The organism is Shimia thalassica, assembly GCF_001458215.1.
Classification (GTDB): domain Bacteria; phylum Pseudomonadota; class Alphaproteobacteria; order Rhodobacterales; family Rhodobacteraceae; genus Shimia; species Shimia thalassica.
The window spans coordinates 433063-453753 of the sequence record NZ_CYTW01000001.1 but is presented as its reverse complement, the minus strand read 5'-3'; the positions used below and the strand labels follow the sequence as shown (position 1 = coordinate 453753).

Genomic DNA, 20691 nt, shown 5'->3' with positions numbered 1-20691 from the left:
CCCCGACACAGTGCTGCAGCGCGTGCGATCAATGTCCGCTTTCGTCGCTTGCGATCAGACGGCGACGCAACCAGCCAGAGAACCAATCCATCGCCATCACCATCAAGATAATCAGCACGATGTAATAGGACACCTCTTCCCAGTCTTTCTGCGTGATCATCGCCTGCGTGAGCAACAGACCAATACCGCCGCCTGTGATCGCGCCAATGATGGTCGCGCTGCGCGTGTTGGATTCCAGATAATACAGAATCTGGCTCAACAAGACCGGTGTCACTTGGGGGATCACACCAAAGCGATAACGCTGTAACGGCTTGGCGCCCGTAGACTGAATACCCTCGATCTGTTTCTCGTCGACGTTTTCCAAAGCTTCCGAGAACATTTTACCAAAACTTCCGGTGTCGGTGATCAGGATCGCAAGGGCGCCGGTCAATGGACCCGGCCCAAAGGCGCGCGACAAAACAATTGTCCATATCAGTGCGTCAACGCCGCGGAAAAAGTCAAAGAAACGGCGCGTGATCTGGCGAACCACGGTAAAGGGCGAGAAATTCTTGGCAGCAAGGAAGGCCAGCGGCAAAGCAACCATCGCGGCCCCCATCGTACCAAGAAAGGCCATCAGGATCGTTTCAAAAATCGCCCAGGCCACATCGGCGTGCCGCCACATCTTGTTGTTCCAGAAATCGCTCCAGATTTCGGCAGCCTCTCCGTTAAGGGCGCGGTTCATTACTTCAACAGGACCCATGCCGTGATAGGGGCTGTCCAGTGTGAACCAGAACAATTCCCAGCCGATGAAATAGCGGAAAGTTTCGGTACGGTTCCGGGTGACTGTCAAACGACCTTCTTCGGTTGTGACCGTCAAACGGTTTTTCGAAGAGTTGATCCATTCCGGCACGTCCCCCTGAGGCAACTCGGCCTGAACCCCTTTGGCGCGACTGGGTTGGGCGGTGATCATTCCGTATCCCGGAATATCGTATGACACGAAGTTGTCGGCGCCATAGGTGACCACATGCCCCTTGCCCAGATCAATCACCGTTTCTGCGCCAAGTGCGACCCATTCTGGTGACGTTCCCGCCGCATAGGTGCCTTTGCGTTCCCCTTCGATCGACACCGAAACGTCTCCGGTGCGATTGTCACGGCTCACGTGGGTTTTATAGCTGTAGCTGTCAGCGACCAGCGCACGGGCGTTGTCGATTTCAAACCGCTTGGCCAGACCCGGCACATCAAAAGCAAAGAAAATATACGTCAGATACGCCAGAACAATAAGCGGAACCCCGAAAGATACCATGCGCTTGCGAGAGAATATGCGGGCCGCTTCGATCTTGAGATGATCAGCGTCGGTTGCGGTCATGGTCATGCCGTCACCTTCATTTTTACTTTTTTGCCGTGTGTCAGGCGTTCGCGGAATGTGCTGGACAGTTGGTCCACCACAACAATCGAGAAGAACAACAGGATAAAGATGGCAGCGGCCTCGTCATATTGGCCCTTGCCCCAGCTCATTGCGTTTTTGAGTTCATAGCCAATGCCGCCTGCGCCAACAAAACCAAGGATAGCCGAGGCGCGAATATTGATTTCAAACCGCAACAAGGCGTAGCTCAGATAGTTCGGTGCCACCTGAGGGATCACGCCAATCCACATGCGTTGGATCCAGCTTGCTCCGACAGATTGCAGCCCTTCCACGGGCTTGAGAGAGGCATTTTCGTTCACTTCAGAGAACAGCTTGCCCAGCGCACCCGCAGTGTGGAACGCAATCGCAATCATCGCAGGCACCGGCCCACCGCCCATGATGAAAATCAGGACCAGCGCGATCACAATCTCGGGGATTGCGCGCATGATATCCATGATACGGCGGAACAGTGGGATCAGACGCGGCCAGCGTGCCAATCCGCGTGTCGACAGCAACGAAAACACCATCGCAATCATGGCACCGATCAATGTTGATGCGGCCGCAATATTGATTGTCTCGATCAGAGACGGAAAGAATTTTACAAGGTGACCCGGCAGCTCGGCGATCTTTTCGCCAGCCTCGCCCAGCACTTCTTTGGGAAAGTCAAAAAAGCGGTGCAGGCCGTCCCAGAACCCTCCGGCATTGCGATCATCTGCGATCATGAAACCGGACATCATCAGTGCCACGAAAATGATCAGCAAGATCCCATCAAGCATACGCTTGCGGCGGACCTGCGTCATGTATTCGTCGCGCATATGGTCGGTATCGCCAGTTAGTTCTGACATGAGAGCCCCTCGTCCTGAAAAACAGGCCCCGCAAGAAACGGGGCCTGATAACGTGTGGAGACCGAACTTAGTTCGATTTCAGTTTACGTGCTTCGATGATCACTTCGTAAGCGTCGTGACCGATTGGCATAACGCCTTTCGCTTCACCCGACAGAACGCCATATGCGCAATCGGGGTCCATGGCTGGCAGGGATGCCATCAGGGCCGTGAACTTGACTTTGACGTCTTCGGGCAGGTCTTTACGCAGAACGATTGGGCCTTCTGGAATTGGCTTGGACTGCCAGATCTGAACCAGATCGTTCATGTCAACGAGACCGGCATCAACAGCGCGACGCAGGGCGCCCGACTGATATCCGTCTTCCCATTCGCCCAGACCGTCAGCCCAGGTTACGCCGCCGTCAACGTCGCCGTTGTTTACCGCAACGATGGTCTGTTCGTGGCCGCCGGTGAATTTAACTTCGCCGAAATAGTCGCCCGATGTCATGGTCGCACCGGTTGCTTCAGGAATTTCGATCGAAGGGATCAGGAAGCCCGAAGTCGAGTTGGGATCGCCAAAGCCAAAGACTTTGCCTTTCATGTCGTCCAGCGAAGTGATGCCACTGTCTTTGCGTGCAAAACCAATCGAGTAATAGCCGTAGCCGCCATCGGTGTTCACTTTGACCAAGATAGGCTCAACAGCTTCAGGGTCAGACAGGAAGGTTTTCGCATAGCCCGAAGCGCCCAACCATGCCATGTCCAGAGTACCGCCCAGCAGGCCCTGGATAACACCATTGTAATCGGCAGGTGCGAACAGTTTGGTGGGCACACCCAGCAACGCTTCTGTTTTCGCGCGAAGGCATTCGTTGTTGTTCATGCGGTCTTGAGCGTTTTCACCACCCAACAGGCCGATGCGGAATTCTTTGATTTCTTCAGCCAGAACCGGTGTGGTCAGGGCAGTGGTTGCCAGTACGGCAGCGATAAGTTTGTTCATCTTCTCTATCTCCAGTTGGTAAAGCCCCGCCTAAACTGGACAGGGCAGATGAATCTCAGGCGGGGACGCGGGTCAGCGTTTGGATTTCGGTGGATGTGTAAGCTTCGTTAAAGCTGTCATCGGCACCGTAGATGTCGCGGGCGACACCGGTTGTCAGTTGTTCGGGTGTGCCATCAAAAACGATACGCCCGTCACGCATGCCAATCACGCGGTCGCAATATCGGCGCGCAGTGTCGAGCGTGTGCAGGTTGGCTACAACCATACGGCCATCTTCTTCGTGAATGCTGCGCAGGGATTGCATCACCACCTGGGCGTTCATCGGATCAAGGGAGGCAATGGGCTCGTCCGCGAGAATGATGCGGGGGTCCTGCATCAGGGCGCGGGCAATTGCGACACGCTGTTGCTGGCCACCGGAAAGGGCTTCGGCACGTTTGGGACCGTGCGCCGCGATGCCAAGACGATCCAGAATATCAATCGCACGGTGGATGTCTTCGGACGGGAACAGGTTGAACATTGTCGAAAATGTCGACCGGCGGTTCAGCGTGCCATGCAGAACATTCGACACCACGTCCATGCGCGGCACCAGATTGAACTGCTGGAAAATCATCGCGCATTCCGACTGCCATCGACGCTTTTCGCCACCCTTGAGGCTGGTGATGTCGCGGCCCTCGAAGATGATCTTGCCAGAGGTCGCGTCACTGAGACGGTTCATCATGCGAAGCAGCGTGGATTTCCCCGCGCCGGACCGGCCGATGATGCCGATCATCGCGGGCTCGTTCACCTCGATTGTGGCGGAGTCCACGGCCGTATTTGGGCCGAATTTTTTGGTGAGTTGTTCGATCTGAAGCACGATGCATCCCCTGCAATATCTCGGCAGGAGGTACGAAGGGTTGAATACGGACTTTTGTCAGTTTGGTGAAACTTTTGTAAATCGCCGCATCATCAAAACGTTACATTTCACGGCGATCCGCGTCGATTTATTCGGGTTTTCAGTGGTTTTCCAACTTGCCCAGAGTCCGACGTCCGCTACAATGCATACGTAATTCTTTTTCCTTAACGGCGCACTGTACTCTTATCATGCCAGACTTCCCCAAAAAGACTCTCGTCGCTGATGCCTATTCCCGGCTTAAATCCGATATCCGCGAAAACCGCTTGCCTCCGGGCTTTCAAGCCCCGGAACCCGAACTTGCGACCCGCCTTGGGATAAGCCGCACCCCCGTTCGTGAAGCCCTGATCCGGTTGCAGGCCGACGGGTTAATCCGTCTGATCCCCCGCCATGGCGCGCTGGTCGTTGCGCTTTCGCCCTCGGACGTGCAATCGCTCTATGACATTCTGAGTGCGCTGGAACCCCAAGCGGGTGTGACTCTCGCCGAGGCTGCGCCAACGCCAACCGCGCTGGCCCCTCTTTATGAAACGCTTGATGCGATGACGCGTGCGCTCGAAGCCAAGGATCTATCGGCTTGGTTGGCTGCGGATGACTCGTTCCATCAACAGGTGATTGCGTTGCAGGGCAACGACCGTCTGCACGGCATGCTCGACCCGCTTCTGGATCAGCTGCACCGAGTTTTGATGACCACGCTCGCGCACCGCGAACAATTGGCACGCGCGACCGAAGATCATCGCACCCTTTTGCACATTCTGGCGACAGGTGACTCAAATGGCGCACGGCGCGAGCTGCGCCAGCATCGCCGCCGCGAATCCCGCGAGGTTCTGGAAATCATCGAAGCACAGGGATTAACCGCGCTCTGAGCCTAGTGGAAATCGCGGCTCGGGAACAACCGTTTGGCCTGTTCGCGCGGGTGGCGCGCGCTGGATTGGTGCCGAACGGGTCTGGGGCGCGGGGCTTCATCTGCCTGTGGCTGGGTGATGCCAACGGCATCATCCATCGGGTGGCCCAATTCGGCCAGCATATGTGACATGTCCTCGATGTGTTGCGCGATCAGGTGAACAACGATCCCTTCTCGTTGAAGATACCCTGTCACCCGCAGCAGGCGCCCGCCCATAACCGTACGTCTGTATTGCTCGTACATCTTGGGCCAGACCACCACATTGCTGACCCCGCTTTCATCCTCAAGCGTCAGGAAAATCACACCGGATGCGGTCCCCGGGCGCTGGCGTGTGATCACCAGCCCGCACACCGACACTCGCCCCATCGGCACGTCGGGCAATGCCGAATGAATCGTCAGCCCCTTCATCATCGGACGCAACAATTCCATAGGATGCGCCTTTAGGGACAGTCGCAGCGAAACGTAATCCTCGACCACCTCTTCCCCCAGATTCATCGCCGGCAGATCGACCGTGGGTTCGTGAATACCCTCGCCTTCGATGGGGTCATCAAACAAGGGCAACGGCGCCTTGCCCTTCACCGCCTTCACCTGCCACAACGCCGCCCGCCGTGTCAGCCCCATCACCGAAAACGCATCCGCCTCGGCCAAACGCTCAAGCACCGGCGGGGCGATGCTGGCACGGGTCCAGAGGCTTTCTGGATCAGGATAGCCGTTGCCGCGTGCCGCGACGATCCAATCAGCGTCCTCTTGTCGAAATCCCTTGATCTGGCGGAACCCCAATCGCAGGGCCAAAGCCCCATCCATGCGCCGTTCAAGCCGGTTGTCCCATTCGCTGTTGTTGACACAGACGGGGCGCACTTCGACATTATGCTCGCGGGCGTCGCGTACAATCTGGGCCGGTGCATAAAACCCCATTGGCTGTGAATTCAACAACGCACAGGCAAAGACCGCCGGATGGTGCCGCTTGAGCCATGCCGACACATAGGCCAACATCGCAAAGGCCGCCGCATGGCTTTCGGGGAACCCGTATTCCCCGAACCCTTCGATCTGGCTGAAACACTGCTCGGCAAATGCCTGCTCGTATCCACGTTCCAGCATGCCGCCCACAAACCGGTCACGAAAGGTGCTGATCGTGCCCATGCGCCGGAATGTTGCCAGCGACCGCCGCAGCCGGTCCGCCTCTTCCGCCGTGAACCCCGCCGCCACCACCGCGATCTGCATCGCCTGCTCCTGAAACAACGGCACGCCCAACGTTTTGCCAAGAACCGTCTCAAGATCCTTCGAAGGGAAGGACACCGGTTCTTTGCCTTGGCGACGACGAATATAAGGATGCACCATGCCCCCCTGAATGGGACCGGGACGCACAATGGCCACTTCGATCACAAGATCATAATATTCGCGAGGCTGCATCCGTGGCAGGAAATTCATCTGTGCGCGACTCTCGACCTGAAACACGCCAACGGCATCCGCCACACACAGCATGTCATAGGTCGCCGCATCCCCCTGCGGCACCGTTGCGATGGAATAGTCCTGTTTGTTGAACTCGGAAATCAGATCAAACGACTTGTGAATACAGGTCAGCATTCCCAAGCTCAGCACATCCACCTTGAGAATGCCCAAGGCATCAATATCATCCTTGTCCCACTCGATAACCGTGCGGTCCTCCATCGCCGCGTTTTCAATCGGGCAAAGCTCGTCCAGACGTCCTTTGGTCACGATGAACCCACCCACATGTTGGGACAAGTGTCGGGGAAACCCGATGATCTCACGAATAAGACGTACCGTCTGCGACAGGCGGGGATCACTGGTATCCAACCCGATTTCGCGCATCCGGTCAGGGTCCGCCCCCTGGCTCGACATGCCCCAAATCTGGCCGGACAGGCTCGCCGTCACATCCTGTGACAGCCCCATCACCTTGCCCACCTCGCGGATGGCCGCCCGCGATCGGAAATGGATCACCGTGGCACACAGCCCTGCACGGTGGCGGCCGTATTTTTCATAGATGTGCTGGATCACCTCTTCACGGCGCTCGTGTTCGAAATCCACATCGATATCCGGCGGCTCGCCGCGATAGCGCGACACAAACCGTTCAAACACCATGGTGATGTGCTCGGGACTGACATCGGTGATGCCCAGCGCATAACACAGGATCGAATTCGCCGCCGACCCGCGCCCTTGACACAGAATGTTCTGGCTGCGCGCATATTGCACGATGTCATGTACGGTCAGGAAATAGGCCGCAAACCCCAACTCCTCGACCAGCAATAGCTCTTTCTCTGCCATCTGCCGATACTTGGGCGGGATGCCCTCGGGACAGCGCCGCCTCAACCCCTCTTCGCACAGTCGTGCCAACCGCGCCTGAGGGGGTTCATCATCGCTGACTTCGTCGGGATACTCATAGGACAACTCGCTCAGGCAAAACGTACAGCGCACCGCAATATCACAAGCCCGCCGCAGCGCCGCCGGATGATTGCGAAACATCCGCGCCATGTCCTCTGCCCCCTTCAGCCGACGTTCGGCATTGGGAAGGGCACGCACCCCGATCCCGTCAATCGTCACATGCTCGCGCAGACAGGTCAGCACATCCGCCAGCTGTCGACGGTTGGCGCGATGCATCAAGACATCCCCGACAGCCACCATCGGCGTGGCCACCCGCCGGGACAGGACCGCACACTCTGCCAGCCATGCCTGATCCCGGCCATCATACCGGGGCGCCGCCCCCAGAAACACATTCCCCGGATAAACCTGTGCCAAGGTGCGAATGTGGTCTGCGGTTTCGCCCCTCGTATCAGGTGGCAAAGCGATCAGGATCATGCCGGCGCATCCTTTCACCAGATCGCGCATATCCAAAATACAATCGCCTTTTTCGGCCCGCCGTTTGCCCAGCGTCAATATCCGGCTGAGCCGCGCATAGGCCGCGCGATCCATCGGCAGCGCCACCCACTCCACCGCACTGTCACGCACCACCAACCGGGTGCCCACAATCAATCGCGGTAATGTCACGGTATCGGGACGTACAATCGGGTTTCGATCCCCGATCTCCTGACGCGAACAGGAATCCACCCGATGCTCAGAGCGGATCGCAATCGCCTCTTGCGCCTCACGCTGAAGCTCTTTCAACGCAGAATAGGCCCGCACCACCCCGGCCAGCGTATTGCGGTCCGTGATCGCAATCGCCTCCAACCCCAATTCGGCCGCCCGCGTCACCAACTCTTCGGGATGTGACGCCCCCGTCAAGAAGGTGAAGTTCGATGTCACACACAGTTCCGCATATGCTCCCACCCGGTCCTTCATCTGGCTAAAAATATCCCCGCCGGAGGCACCGCCCGCCCTTCGGGCGGGCATACAGCTGTCGCGCCGCAGGCGCGCCCTTGTGCGCAAACCCGCCTCACGCGAATTCGCCCTGTACATACCATCCCGGTGCCTGCGGCGTATGGTACATCCACAGCCGTCGCCCCTGACGGGTTTCCACCCGCCAGTAATCGCGCACACCTGACCGCCAGTTTTCATCCGGCAACCACCATTCCGGCGCGATCCGCTCGGGCCCCGAAACCTGCGCCGCCGTCAACCGCATGCGGCGCCACTGGAAATGTTTGGGAGGATGCCGCCCCTCTGCCGCCACCCCTTCTGGCGGAAACAGAACCACCGGGCGCGGGCGCGCCACCGGCCAACGCCCCGCTGCAGGACTATAGGCTGCCGCAGCGATGGAAAAACTACGCTCGGGAATATGGCTGTCGGCGGGCACCATCCGGTGAATATTGTCCAACCCGATCCGGCTGCCCAGCCGCGTGATCAGATCACTCACCCCATCCTTGCTGCGGGCCTCGACATGGCTCAGCTGACGTGCCGGCAAACGTTCGGCCTGCACCGCCTCAAGCCGCATCTGGTCAATCCCGAAACCCGCATCCACTTCAGAGAGGCCGCGCTCGAACAGGGGCAGGATGCTCTCGACATCCCGCAGCGGTCTGGCAAGACGCAGTTCAACCTGCTGGCTGGCCTGATCCACACGCCGCAATGTCAGTTCAAGACGCCGCACGCCAAGTTCTTCGGCTTTGAGACGCAAACACAATTGGGACAAAAGCCGCTCTGTCCCCGCAAGCACATCTCCGCTCAGGCCAATCGGTTCGGGAAACGTCAAACGCACGGCAAGTGGGGCCACTTCGGCCTCTGGCGTCACCCCTTCGGGCCGATCGCCCAGCGCCTGATCCAGCCGCAACAACACGTCATTTCCGAACCGGCGCGTCACCGTGGCCCGCGGAAGGCCGCGCAACTCCTGGACCGTCCGCACGCCCAACCGCTCAAGGCCGGTGCATATCTTTTCCTCAAGACGCAGCGCCGCCACCGGCAAACCGGCCAGAGCAATCCCCGTGCCGCCCTTTGCGGCAACCCCTTCTCCGAAGCGGGCCAAACCCCATGCCGCGCCGCGCGTATCTGCCAGACCGATACGCACATCCACCCCCGCACACATCAACCGCAACCGCATGTCGCCCAACATGCCCGCTTCGCCACCGAACAGATGCGATGCGCCGGTCACATCAAGCACAAGCCCCTCGTTCCCTTCATAACCGACCCACGGAGAATACTTGCCCGCCCAGCGCAACAAAGCCGCCAGAAACCTCTGATCCCCCTGCAGGTCGGCCGGACGTGTCTGAAGATCCGGGCAATAGGCCCGCGCGTCAGAGAACCCCATGCCACGGCTCAGCCCCTGTGCCTCGGCCTCGACATTCAGGCAATACAGCCGCTCTGTATTGCTTTGATGGATTGTCAGCGCAAAAGGGCCGTCCACGGACCTCCCCCGCAGGACACGATCCGAAGACAGCCTTGGAAACCACAATGACACGATGCGTCGCTGCATGACTTTCGATTCCAAATGTTCACTATTTGTTCCAAAATAGTTTTACCAACATCAAGAGTCGAGTCTTTTACATCTCCGAAAGAAAATCGCCCCGCCGGTTGCGGCGGGGCGTTCACTCAAAACCGCCAGGCGGCCCCCAGCATATAGGAAGATGCATCCTGATAAGTGGTGCCCGGTTCAGACAGGCTATAGCGACGATAGGCGGCATAAAGCTGAACATTGTGCTTTTTCACATTCTGCACAAAGGCAAGCCCCCATGCCTCGGATTGAGAACTCGTCGCGATGCTCATATCGTTGCCAGCATAATAGTCGACCGAAACCGCACTTTCGCCAATCGACAACCAGTTGGCGCGATAGCCGACCTTGCCATAGGTATAGTCACCACTTTCTTCGCGGTCGCCCGCCGAAAGGGACAGGTTCCAACCGGAATCGTGCAGAACAGAGAATGATCCAATTGTATCGTGACGCTCGGCCCCGGCCGCCAGTTCGACCTTGGCATAGCCGAGGGCGCCCTTCATTTTGAAAGCCCCGACCTTTTTGCCATACCGCAGTGCTGCGTTCTGGGTTGTGAAGTCGGCATTATAGGCCAGAACCTCTTCACCATAGCTTGCCGAGAGGCTGAACCCTGCGACCTCGGGCGTGTCATAGCGCACGCGCAAACGCCGCCCCCCGTCAAAGTTCGGCATCGTGGTGCCTATGGCGCGCGCGGTCAAAGAACCGGCGCTGTTGCGAAACAGATAGGCCCCTGCCATGTCCCCAATCCCCGACCCTTGGGCAAGGGATGTTCCGGACAAGTCGTTCATGGCCGCGCCATCGGTCGAGACGCTGCCCTGCCCCAGATAAAACGTACCCGCCTTGTCGGTCTTGAGGATGAACTCGATCTTGCGGATTTTCCGGCGACCCCACGCAAAGTTATCAAGAGACGCGACCTGGTTCACACCTGACGACGGGCGAAGTCCAATCGCGGTTTCAAAGTTAAAGGCAAGGTTTGACCCATAGAAAGGCTGCCGGACCCAAAAGCCCAAGCGGCTGGGCGCGTGGCCGTTGTCGACCGCTTTCGAGTAGGTGTCGACCCCATCGTCAAACCCGACCACTCCGCCATTCAAAAGACCATAGGCCTCGAATGTCGCGGCTTCCTGATCGGGATAGCGTTTCTCGCTGTTCTGCGCGGCCGCAGATGACGCAACCATCGCAACAAGAAGGCCAGCGATCGGACCTTTGAAAATTCCATTCATTTCGAAACACCTAGACAATACTTTTCGTGACACAGGATAAAGGCGCGCCACCCGAGCTGCCAGCCGTGACCAGCGGTTTCCCCGCGACTGGGGCGCTGCTGCAACGTATTAACGGTATGTGGGGCAGGCAAATTTCTTTGCCTGCCCCCACCTCTGTCAAAGGGACGCGGAATGACAGATCAGTGATCTTCTTCGGCCAGACGCGCATCCTCGCGCATTTCAAGCCACATGGCGTTCAGCACAGCGAACATCGCCGCCAGCGGAAGCCCCAAAATCCAAGCAAAATACCACATATCAGGCTCCTTTCCTTAGTAAACAGAGTGGGAATTTTCGGTGACATCCGCCTCGGTCACCTTGCCCCACAGAACTTTGTAGACCCACGCCGTATAGGCCAGAATGAGTGGCATGAAGATCAAGGCACAGATCAGCATGACAAACAGCGTCTGTTGCGAAGACGAACTGTCCCAGACGGTAAGCGAACTGTGGGGATCTTTGGAAGACGGCAGGATAAAGGGGAACATGGTCAACCCTACCGACGAAATGATGCCGGTGATGCCCATTTTAGAGAACAGCAGGGTCGACACTTCGCGCCCTGCCCGCAGTCCTAAAACAGCCAGCCCGATACCGGCGAAGCCCATAATCGGTGCGACCACAATCCACGGGCGTGTCGCATAGGCCGTCAACCAGCTGTCCCCTTTGATAACGTCACTAAACAAGGGGTTCGAAGGGCCATCCGTGATCACGTTTCCGGCAAACGCATAACCATCGATCCCGAAAGCAAGCCAGAGCCCCGCCAGCGCATAAGCCGCAAAAGCCACGATTCCCGACACTGTTCCGATGGACCGCGCCCTTGCCTTGATCGGGTCTTCCGCCTTGAGGCTCAGCCATGCTGCGCCGTGCATGATCAACATCGACAGGGACACGACACCCGCGAGAAGGGCAAAAGGATTCAGCAGCCCAAGGAACTTGCCGTAAAACGTCCCGTCATACATCGGCATCAAACTGTCAGTGAGATGGAACGGCACCCCTTGCAGGACGTTGCCCACAGCGACGCCGAATATCAACGCCGGCACCGCACCGCCCACGAACAAGGCCCAGTCCCAGGTGTTGCGCCACACAGGGTCTTCGCGTTTGGACCGGTATTTGAACGCAACGGGGCGCACGATCAGTGCTGACAGAACCACAAACATCGCAAGGTAAAACCCTGAAAAGCTGACGGCATAAAGCGGTGGCCATGCCGCGAAGATGGCACCACCCCCAAGGATAAACCAAACCTGGTTGCCTTCCCAGACGGGGCCAATGGTGTTGATCGCAATACGGCGCTCGACGTCGGTCTTGCCAACAAAGGGAATAAGAACGCCCACGCCCATATCAAACCCGTCGGTCAGAGCAAATCCGATCAGCAACACCCCGAGCAGGGCCCACCAGATCACACGCAAGATTTCTATGTCTATCAATTCATGAAGGATCATCAGCTTTACTCCGCTGGGGTGGCGTTCGCCTGACCAAGGCGCGCCACATGACGTTTTGTCCACACGTCGGTTTCATCAACATCCATGTAAGGGCCTTTGCGGATGTACTTGAGCATCAGCCCCATCTCGATCACGAACAAAACGGTATAGAAGGTGACAAATCCTGCGAGCGTGATCAAAAGCTCTGTCACGCTCAGATGGCTCACCGACAGGGCCGTTGGCAAAACACCATCCACTGTCCACGGCTGGCGCCCGAACTCGGCCACAAACCACCCCAATTCGGCAGCAATCCAAGGTGCAGGGATCATGATAACCGCCAGACGCAAAGCGGGGCGCGGAAACTGCATCCCGCGGAAAGACGCCATGTAAAAGAAATAGGCCATCGTCGCGATGAAACCGAACCCAAGTCCCACCATCAGGCGGAAGGCCCAGAACAGTGGCCAGACCTTTGGCACGGTATCATTCGCAGCAATCGCGATCTGCGTATCGGTGGCGTCGCGCGGATCATCCACATACCGTTTCAGAAGAAAGGCAAACCCGAGGTCGGCACTGTGTTCTTCAAACCGTGCCCGCAATTCGGGTGGCACGGGTGCGCCCCGCAATGCCTGAATATCCATAAGGGCGTCATAAGCCAAAATACCGGTCTTGATCCGGGCTTCGGCGTTCTCGACCAGTTCGGCAATGCCCGGCACTTCTTCGGTCAGCGACCGCGTTCCGATCAACCCCATCGCATAGGGCAAATGCACGGCGTAATGCGTTTCACGGGCTTCATCATCCGGGAACCCGACCAGCGTAAATGCCGCCGGAGCCGGTTCTGTGTGCCACATGGCCTCGATCGCGGCCAATTTCATTTTCTGGCTGTGTGTCGTCGAATATCCGGACTCGTCTCCAAGGATCACAACCGAAAAGGCCGACATCAATCCAAACGCAGCCGCAACAGTGATCGAACGGCGGGCCAGTTCAACGTGGCGATTTTTCAAGAGATACCACGCCGAAACACCCAGCACAAAAACCGAAGCCGTCACGTATCCTGCGGAAACTGTGTGTACGAATTTGGCCTGTGCGACCTCGTTAAAGACCACGTCGAAAAAGGACGTCATCTCCATTCGCATTGAAAGCGGGTTGAACTCGGCACCAACCGGATTTTGCATCCACCCGTTGGCAATCAGAATCCAGAGAGCCGAGAAATTCGATCCAATTGCAACCAGCCACGCCACAACAAGGTGGCCAACTTTGCTGAGCTTGTCCCAGCCAAAGAAGAACAACCCCACAAAGGTCGCCTCGAGGAAGAAGGCCATCAGCCCTTCAATCGCAAGCGGTGCCCCGAAGATGTCCCCCACATAATGGCTGTAGTAGGACCAGTTCATGCCGAACTGAAATTCCATCGTAATTCCGGTAGCCACACCCAACACAAAGTTGATCCCAAAGAGGGTGCCCCAGAATTTGGTCATTTGACGCCAAATCGGGCGGTTCGTCATGACATAGACCGTCTCCATGATCGCAACGAGGATCGAAAGACCCAGCGTGAGCGGCACGAAGAGGAAGTGATACATCGCTGTCATCGCAAACTGCAAACGCGACAGCTCGACAATATCTAGCTCCATTTCTAAATCTCCAACACATACGGTGCAAAGGTGCACCCAAGACTCATCTAATTTTGTCTTTACGCCCGCACCTGCCGGGTTGTGTTTGATCCAAATCAAAAAGCTATATTGTTAATGTATATTTAATCTTTGCCGCCTTCACCCGAGGCAGTTCGTTCGCAAAAGATCAGGAATTGAGCGCGCTTAGCCCTTGATTGAGACGATCCGGTCCGCACTTTCAATTTCAGAGGTCCGGTGGGACGCCATCAGGATGGCCGCTTCTGGCACCAAGGCACGTATATTGGACAACACATGACGTGCCGTAGCGGCATCAAGGCCTTCGGTCGGCTCATCCAAAAGCAAAACGCACGGACGTCGCAACAGGGCGCGGGCCAGAACAAGACGTCGGGCCTCTCCGCCGGACAATCCGGCGCCTCCTTCGCCCAGCGTGCCCTGCAAACCTACCAGACGTTCCACAACCGATGTCAGACAGGCCACATCCAAAATCTCAAAGGCTTCGCTTTCGCTCAAATCCGATTTGGCCAACGCCAGATTGTCAAATATGCTTCCCGAGACCAGAGCTGCGCGCTGGGGCACAAAGGTCAGCTTGCTGCGCAACTCTCTTTCGCCAAACGCACACAGGTCCTGACCCGCGATTGTGACGTGTCCTTCAAAATCGGGCTCGGTGCCTGCCAGGATGGCCAAAAGCGTTGACTTTCCGGATCCGCTGGGACCGGTCAGCGCAACGGTTTCTCCGGCTGCCACCTTGAGGCTCAGGTTTTCAAGGACCGGCACAGCTGTGTCTGAGCGGCGAAAGGTGACCGCCCGCACATCAATGCCGTGCCCTTTGGCCTGACCACCGATCCGCGCGGGGCCCTGCCCCTGTTCTTCAACTTGAAAAATCCGTTCTGCAGCATCGCGAATGCGTCCGATTTCGGCAAGGCCACGGCGCAAAGGCAACAAGGTTTCTGCCAGCGCCAGCGCAACAAAAAATCCGATAGCCGCCCGCGCAGGATCAAGTTCACCGTTGGTCACAAGATACGATCCAATCGCCAATGCCAGACCGGACACAACGGTACCCAGCACCGACAGCGCCATTCCGGCGTGCCGTTCGGTGGTGTCCAGACTCTCCATTGCGGCGCGCATCGCGTCATCCGTATCATGCAAGCGGTCCAGACTCGATCGCACGCGCCCCTGCAAAAACAGATCGGATCGGCCGCGCATCAGACCTATCGTGTCGCGCCGCAGGGTCTGGCTGGCCTCTTCGGCATGGCGCGAGGGCGCATAGGTGCGACGCGCCAACCGCAAAAGAATGATCCCACCACCCAAGACATACCCACAGGCAATCGTGACCGCCAAAGCGATATCGGTCAAAGCCCACAGACCAACAAACACGACAACATGCGTGATCAGCCCCGCCGCAATCGGCAGTCCGACCCGCAAAACGATGCCATCCAACGCGTCTACGTCCGCTGTGATCCGTGTCAGGGCCAAGGGGCCTCGCAAACGCTGCATCTCTGGTAGGGACAGCCGCGACAGGCGACGCATCAGGCTGATCCGCAAAGTGGACAGCGCCCTCAGGGTCGCGTCATGGGTGAAAATCCGTTCACCATAGCGCGCACCGGCCCGCCCCAAGGCCAAAAAGCGCACGCCCGCACTGGGGCGAAAGACATCAAACGCAATGCCGATGCCTGCGATCCCGGCAAGCCCCGTCGCGGTGATGAACCACCCTGACAATCCCAGCAGCGCCGCGCCCATCAGCAAAACAGCGACCGCCATCAAGGCACCACGCCACATCGCGGCAGGCGCCGCATTCCAGATCAGAACAAAGGCTTTCCAAAGCGCGCTCATGCCATCACCTCGACCGAAATGCTGCGATCCATTTGACCGATCACATCCGGATCATGTGTCGCGACAAGAACAATGGCCCCCCGATTGGCCAGACCGCGCAGCATTTCAACCAGCTTGGCTGTGGTATCCGCATCCAGATCCGCCGTGGGTTCATCCGCGAAAATAACTTCGCTTCCCCGATAAATCGCCCGCGCCAGCAAAAGACGCCGCGCTTCCCCGCCGGACACACCAGCACCCGTTTCTCCAAGCCGAGTTTCCAAACCATCTGGCAAGGCCGCCACCACATGGCTTGCCTGTGCTGCGTTCAGCGCTTTGGTCGGATCAACACCGGTTTCGTCAGGGTCAATGAAGCCGCGCAATGTCACGTCGGGCAAATGAACAAGCTGTGGAATGAATGCGACACGGGTGCGCCACGCATCGGCCGTTTCATCAGACAGCGCCACGCCGGCAACATTTATTTCGCCATTCTCAACGGGGATAAGCCCCGCCAGAGCCATCAGGCAGGATGTCTTTCCTGCGCCGCTTTTGCCGGTCAGCGCAACCGCCTCACCCGGATGAAGCGTCAAATCCGGAAGGTCGACGGCCTGATCTCCACGCATGACCTGCACTTTGCGTGTATTCACAACCGCCGCGCCCGTCAGAACGGCCGCTTTGTCGCCCTCGCCTGGAATTTGACGACCGGTTGTGCTTTCGAGGCGGCTCATCTCGTCCAGAACAGACAAGGCCCCCGCCCTGTCATGCCACGCCGCGGCCATGTCCCGAAGCGGTTGGAAAAATTCGGGCGCAATGAGCAGCAGGAACACACCTTCGGCCAAGGTAAGGCCACTGTCCCAGGCGCCAAAAGGGATCTCACCCAAAAGGGAAAACCCGACATAGACGGCCACCATGGCCACCCCAATTGCCGAAAACAGCTCCAGAACCGTAGACGACAAAAACGCAACACGCAAAACCGCCATTGTACGCGCCCGAAGCCCCTCGGCCCGCGTTGCAAAATCGTCCTCTGCGCGTGAAGTGGCGTCCAGCAACCGAATATCCGCGAGCGCCGACAAGCGGTCCATCAACAAACGGTTCATGTCGCCAATTTCAACCATCTGGCGGTTGCTGGCCTCGCGTGCCGCAATCCCGATGAGTGCCATGAAAACGGGGATCAGCGGTCCGGCAACCAACAGAATGAGCCCCGCAATCCAGCTGAACCAAAAGACAATCAGCAGCAACAAGAAGGGCACGATCCGGACACGCGCCATCGCGGGCTTAAAGCGGGTGAGGTAGGGCACCAGCATCGGCAGCTTCTGGGATACAAGCGCAGCCAGTTCTGCCGAGCTGACAATCTGTGTGGCGCGCCGTGCTTCGCGGGACAGGAGCGTATGCCTTTCAACGGCAATAACGGCGTCTGCAGTGCGGAACAAAATGCCGCCCGCGCGGTGATCCAACGCGGCGCGCGCAAAACCTGCCAAGATGAAAAAGGCAACCGCAACAAATGCGCCATCGACCTCGCCGTTTGCCCAACGGTCAACCAAAACCGCTGCGGCGGCGGCTTGAACAGGCCACATCAGAGACGCCAGAACCAACAAACGAGACGCAGCACGCAGGCCGGGCTTGGAAGCCTCATCAATCCGCTGTTGAACAGCCGTTTTTTCTGTCTTGGGCCGCTTCATAGAGTTCCTACGCTGGAGCCGTTTCGTGGTTTCCGTCCAATATTCGTTTCATGCCAAAATGTAAGGGGGCAGATGACGCGACATATCCGCCGAGCCCAACAGCAAAAAGGCCCGGACAAACCGGGCCTTTTCTGTGGATTGAAGAGATCTTGTATCAGGCAAGCAAGTCGTAAACCTGTCCCGCGATCTGCAGGTTGATTTCGCTTTGACCGGCGCCATCGACCAATGCCCACATGATCTGGCCAGTTGGGCGATAGATCACAAAAGCCTCTTCGATGCTGTCGTCACCGGACCGGTTGCCGCTGCTATCGGCAGTGTGCGTGGTGTTGACCTGGAACTGACTTGGTGTTGCGGATCCGATACCGAACACAAGAACATCTCCTTCAGAGGCGTCATAGTCCTGAATCCAGTCCGACCCGTGATCAAAGATACCGATGTGGAAGAACCGGTCAGCGCCGTCGCCCCCATTCACACGGTCATGGCCCCAGCCACCGTTGATAAAGTCATCACCATCCCCACCAAACAGTTGGTCGGAGTAGGCTGAGCCGGTCAGGGTGTCATTGCCGGTGCCACCAATAACAGTGTCCGCACCAAAGCCACCCGCAATCACGTCGTTTCCGGCGTCGCCACGGATCGAGTCATTGCCGAAGCCGCCATCGATATCATCGTCGCCTTCACCACCGTAGATCACATCATAAAGGTCATCGTCGGTGCCGCCGTCAGCGATGGTATCATTGCCGCGACCACCGATAATGGTGTCAACACCGCTACCACCGTCGAGGACATCGTCACCGTCGCCGCCATCAATGCTGTCGTTACCCTGACCACCAAAGACCGAGTCGTCACCGTCGCCTGCGCGCACGGTATCGTTGCCTTGCCCTGCAAGCACGTTGTCGTCACCGTCTGTGCCCGGGATATCATCGTCTTCTTCACCGCCAACACCCTGGACAAAGCCGCCCGACACGATGAATTGCCAAACACCGGCAACGCCAAGGTTACCCGACAGGGATTCAAGGCTCAGCATGGCAGGCTCGTTACCCGATGCAGGAAGCTCGAAATAGGTTTCGCCGAGCGAGAAGCCTGCGCGCGAGGTTGTCCCACCAACACCATTCTCACCGCCCGAGGCATCGCCTGCGGTCCAGGCGATATCACCATAGCGGAAAATGATTTCGATATTGCCGCAGCCGCGATCCATCATCTCGAGCTGGAAACTGCTCAGCAGATCGACATGGCGGCTGTAGTACCCAACATTATCCCACGTCACGATGAACGAGTCGCGGTCCGTATCAAAATCCCAATAGACGTTGCCGGGATTTGTTCCCTCAGATGGATTGCGGGTGTCCACATCCGCCCAGTACGGGGCCACAATCTGACGCCCTGACCCTTCAATCCGTGACGGTGTATAGGTGCTCAGGCTACCACCAAAGGTGACGTTGCCATTCGTGTTGACCGAAATCGTTGTATACGTTGTATCACCGACGGTGATCCCGTCTTCGAAGATCGAAGTAATGTCGACATTCGACTGGGACCCGTCATCGTTGCGATACAAAACGTTGTCGCCAAAATCGACAAAGCTGTTGCTGGTCACAGGTGTGAATTCCAGTGCACCTTCATCACCCAGACTTGTCAATTCATCGCTGAACTGCGCCTGTTCCACATCGACCAGTGTATCCGTGCCATCCACGCCTGCACCGTTATGGGCCACGGTGATCGTGCCGTCTTCGTTGTCTGTGATCGTATAGTTTGCGCGCGCGCCCGAGAAAGACGCGATATCGCAGCCTTCACCACCATCCAGTGTGTCATTGCCACCGCCGCCAATCAGAACATCGTTGCCGTCGTTCCCTGTCAGGGTATTCGCTTCCTCGTTCCCGATCAGAAGGTCTTCGTTCTGTCCACCGGTGGCATTCTCGATGTCCACGCCATGTGCGATTGCAAAACCACCATCAATGCCCGAGAACGTGCCGTCAGTCTCGGTAAGAACACGCGAGAAAAAACCGCCTGCATTATAATTCGAATCCGTGATTTCGGTGCGCAGGTTTGCCGCCAGCGAGCCGAAGAAATCGGTGTGCTGTAGCGCGGTAACAGCAGGGGACGCATCCGCAGCCACTGCCGAACGGTCCAGAGTTGCATCGTTCAGGTTGATCAATACAGAATTGGCAGAGCTGCCATATTCGAGAGTGTCCGTACCGCCGGAATCCCAAATCGTTGCATAGGCACGGCCAATGTGCATATCGCCTTCATTGAGACGCAAGGCTTCTGCCTGAGCATCAAACAGTGAATAGGTAGAGTTGCCTTCGGCATAGGTTTCGCTGAAATACTGTTCTTGCAGCGCAGCAATATCCAGCGCCATCAGCGTGACCGCATGGCCATAGGCATTTGCATCGGTCGCCCCATCATAGGACATCACGGTATAGCGTTCGTTATCCAACGCCGCGCCAACACTGGCCAGTGTGACGGAGGGGTCGCCGCTAAAGGGATGCAACAGGCCCAAACCGTGGCCGATTTCATGGATCAGGGTCCAGTTCAGGTACTCGCCGCCGCCAACTTCGGGCGCGACATTCATAGATGCTTGGTCACTGGTAAACGTGCTAAAGCCCCAGAAGTCGTCCGCCGCTCGCGTGGATCCCGGAGGAAGCTGGTGGAAGCCTTCGAGGCTTTCATCGTTGTTCACGGACGTCACATAAACCAGATCGGCGGTGGCCTGTGCGGTGGCCGCGTTTGTCACGCGTTCGAAATCCGTAAAAATGACGGAGTCGATCATTTCAAAGGCACGCTCGGTCTGAGTTGTATACGCGTATGCCGCGTCCGGCGATCCGCTATAATAATCGTCTGGATCACCTAGGTAAGCGTCGCGAAACTCTGTGTCCCACGCGAGAACATCACCGTTGCCCAAATAATATTGCAAAGTGACATCGAACCAAACGGTGTCATGCGTGATATCCGCCAAAAGGGATCGGCCCGAGGCCGAGATCGTATTGGAAATTGCACTTTCGGTTGTAGTATTAGCCATAGGAACTCCCCCCTAATCTGCCACTTTCGTGGCCTTCAAAGATATTT

The 20691-nt window shown here is 57.5% G+C and carries 14 protein-coding genes; 1 reads left to right on the top strand and 13 read right to left on the bottom strand.

Annotated features, from left to right (window positions below; translation table 11 throughout):
• Window positions 1-28 precede the first annotated feature (28 nt).
• The 4 genes from phnE (PH7735_RS02055) to phnC form a co-directional block, all read right to left on the bottom strand.
• Window positions 29-1345 carry a phosphonate ABC transporter, permease protein PhnE gene (phnE, locus tag PH7735_RS02055; protein ID WP_058311094.1) on the bottom strand — a complete coding sequence of 439 codons (1317 nt, stop codon included), beginning with the start codon at window positions 1343-1345 and terminating at the stop codon, window positions 29-31.
• A 2-nt stretch (window positions 1346-1347) separates the two neighbouring features.
• Complete coding sequence (phnE, locus tag PH7735_RS02050) at window positions 1348-2226, bottom strand: phosphonate ABC transporter, permease protein PhnE (RefSeq protein WP_058309667.1); 879 nt, start codon at window positions 2224-2226, stop codon at window positions 1348-1350.
• A gap of 67 nt (window positions 2227-2293) precedes the next feature.
• On the bottom strand, window positions 2294-3196 hold the full coding sequence (gene phnD / locus PH7735_RS02045) for a phosphonate ABC transporter substrate-binding protein (RefSeq protein ID WP_058309666.1): 903 nt from the start codon (window positions 3194-3196) through the stop codon (window positions 2294-2296).
• A gap of 55 nt (window positions 3197-3251) precedes the next feature.
• On the bottom strand, window positions 3252-4046 hold the full coding sequence (phnC, locus tag PH7735_RS02040) for a phosphonate ABC transporter ATP-binding protein (RefSeq protein ID WP_058309665.1): 795 nt from the start codon (window positions 4044-4046) through the stop codon (window positions 3252-3254).
• A gap of 227 nt (window positions 4047-4273) precedes the next feature.
• On the opposite strand from phnC, the gene PH7735_RS02030 reads away from it, so the two are divergent.
• The gene (locus PH7735_RS02030) at window positions 4274-4945 is read left to right on the top strand and encodes a GntR family transcriptional regulator (protein WP_058309663.1); all 672 of its coding nucleotides are present in this window, start codon (window positions 4274-4276) and stop codon (window positions 4943-4945) included.
• Window positions 4946-4947: 2 nt separating this feature from the next.
• Here PH7735_RS02030 and PH7735_RS02025 read toward each other — a convergent pair whose 3' ends face one another.
• From PH7735_RS02025 to PH7735_RS01985, 9 genes are all read right to left on the bottom strand, one after another.
• Window positions 4948-8277 carry an error-prone DNA polymerase gene (locus PH7735_RS02025; protein ID WP_058309662.1) on the bottom strand — a complete coding sequence of 1110 codons (3330 nt, stop codon included), beginning with the start codon at window positions 8275-8277 and terminating at the stop codon, window positions 4948-4950.
• A 94-nt stretch (window positions 8278-8371) separates the two neighbouring features.
• Window positions 8372-9838: a Y-family DNA polymerase gene (locus tag PH7735_RS02020; protein WP_058309661.1), complete on the bottom strand. Its 1467-nt coding sequence runs from the start codon at window positions 9836-9838 to the stop codon at window positions 8372-8374.
• Between the two features lie 116 nt (window positions 9839-9954).
• Window positions 9955-11073 (bottom strand): hypothetical protein, encoded by a 1119-nt coding sequence (locus PH7735_RS02015; protein ID WP_058309660.1) that lies wholly within the window; start codon window positions 11071-11073, stop codon window positions 9955-9957.
• A 179-nt stretch (window positions 11074-11252) separates the two neighbouring features.
• Entirely contained in the window at window positions 11253-11366 is a 114-nt protein-coding gene (gene cydX, locus PH7735_RS02010) for a cytochrome bd-I oxidase subunit CydX (RefSeq protein ID WP_058309659.1), read from the bottom strand.
• A 15-nt stretch (window positions 11367-11381) separates the two neighbouring features.
• A complete protein-coding gene (gene cydB / locus PH7735_RS02005; protein ID WP_058309658.1) occupies window positions 11382-12545 on the bottom strand; it encodes a cytochrome d ubiquinol oxidase subunit II in 1164 nt (387 codons plus the stop codon).
• 5 nt (window positions 12546-12550) lie between these two features.
• Window positions 12551-14149 (bottom strand): cytochrome ubiquinol oxidase subunit I, encoded by a 1599-nt coding sequence (locus PH7735_RS02000; protein ID WP_058309657.1) that lies wholly within the window; start codon window positions 14147-14149, stop codon window positions 12551-12553.
• Window positions 14150-14332: 183 nt separating this feature from the next.
• Window positions 14333-15979, bottom strand: a complete 1647-nt coding sequence (locus tag PH7735_RS01995; RefSeq protein ID WP_058309656.1) for an amino acid ABC transporter ATP-binding/permease protein — start codon at window positions 15977-15979, stop codon at window positions 14333-14335.
• Entirely contained in the window at window positions 15976-17634 is a 1659-nt protein-coding gene (locus PH7735_RS01990) for an ABC transporter ATP-binding protein/permease (RefSeq protein ID WP_058309655.1), read from the bottom strand. The genes PH7735_RS01995 and PH7735_RS01990 overlap by 4 nt, the downstream gene beginning before the upstream one ends.
• A 154-nt stretch (window positions 17635-17788) precedes the next feature.
• The gene (locus PH7735_RS01985) at window positions 17789-20644 is read right to left on the bottom strand and encodes a nidogen-like domain-containing protein (protein WP_058309654.1); all 2856 of its coding nucleotides are present in this window, start codon (window positions 20642-20644) and stop codon (window positions 17789-17791) included.
• Window positions 20645-20691: the final 47 nt, after the last annotated feature.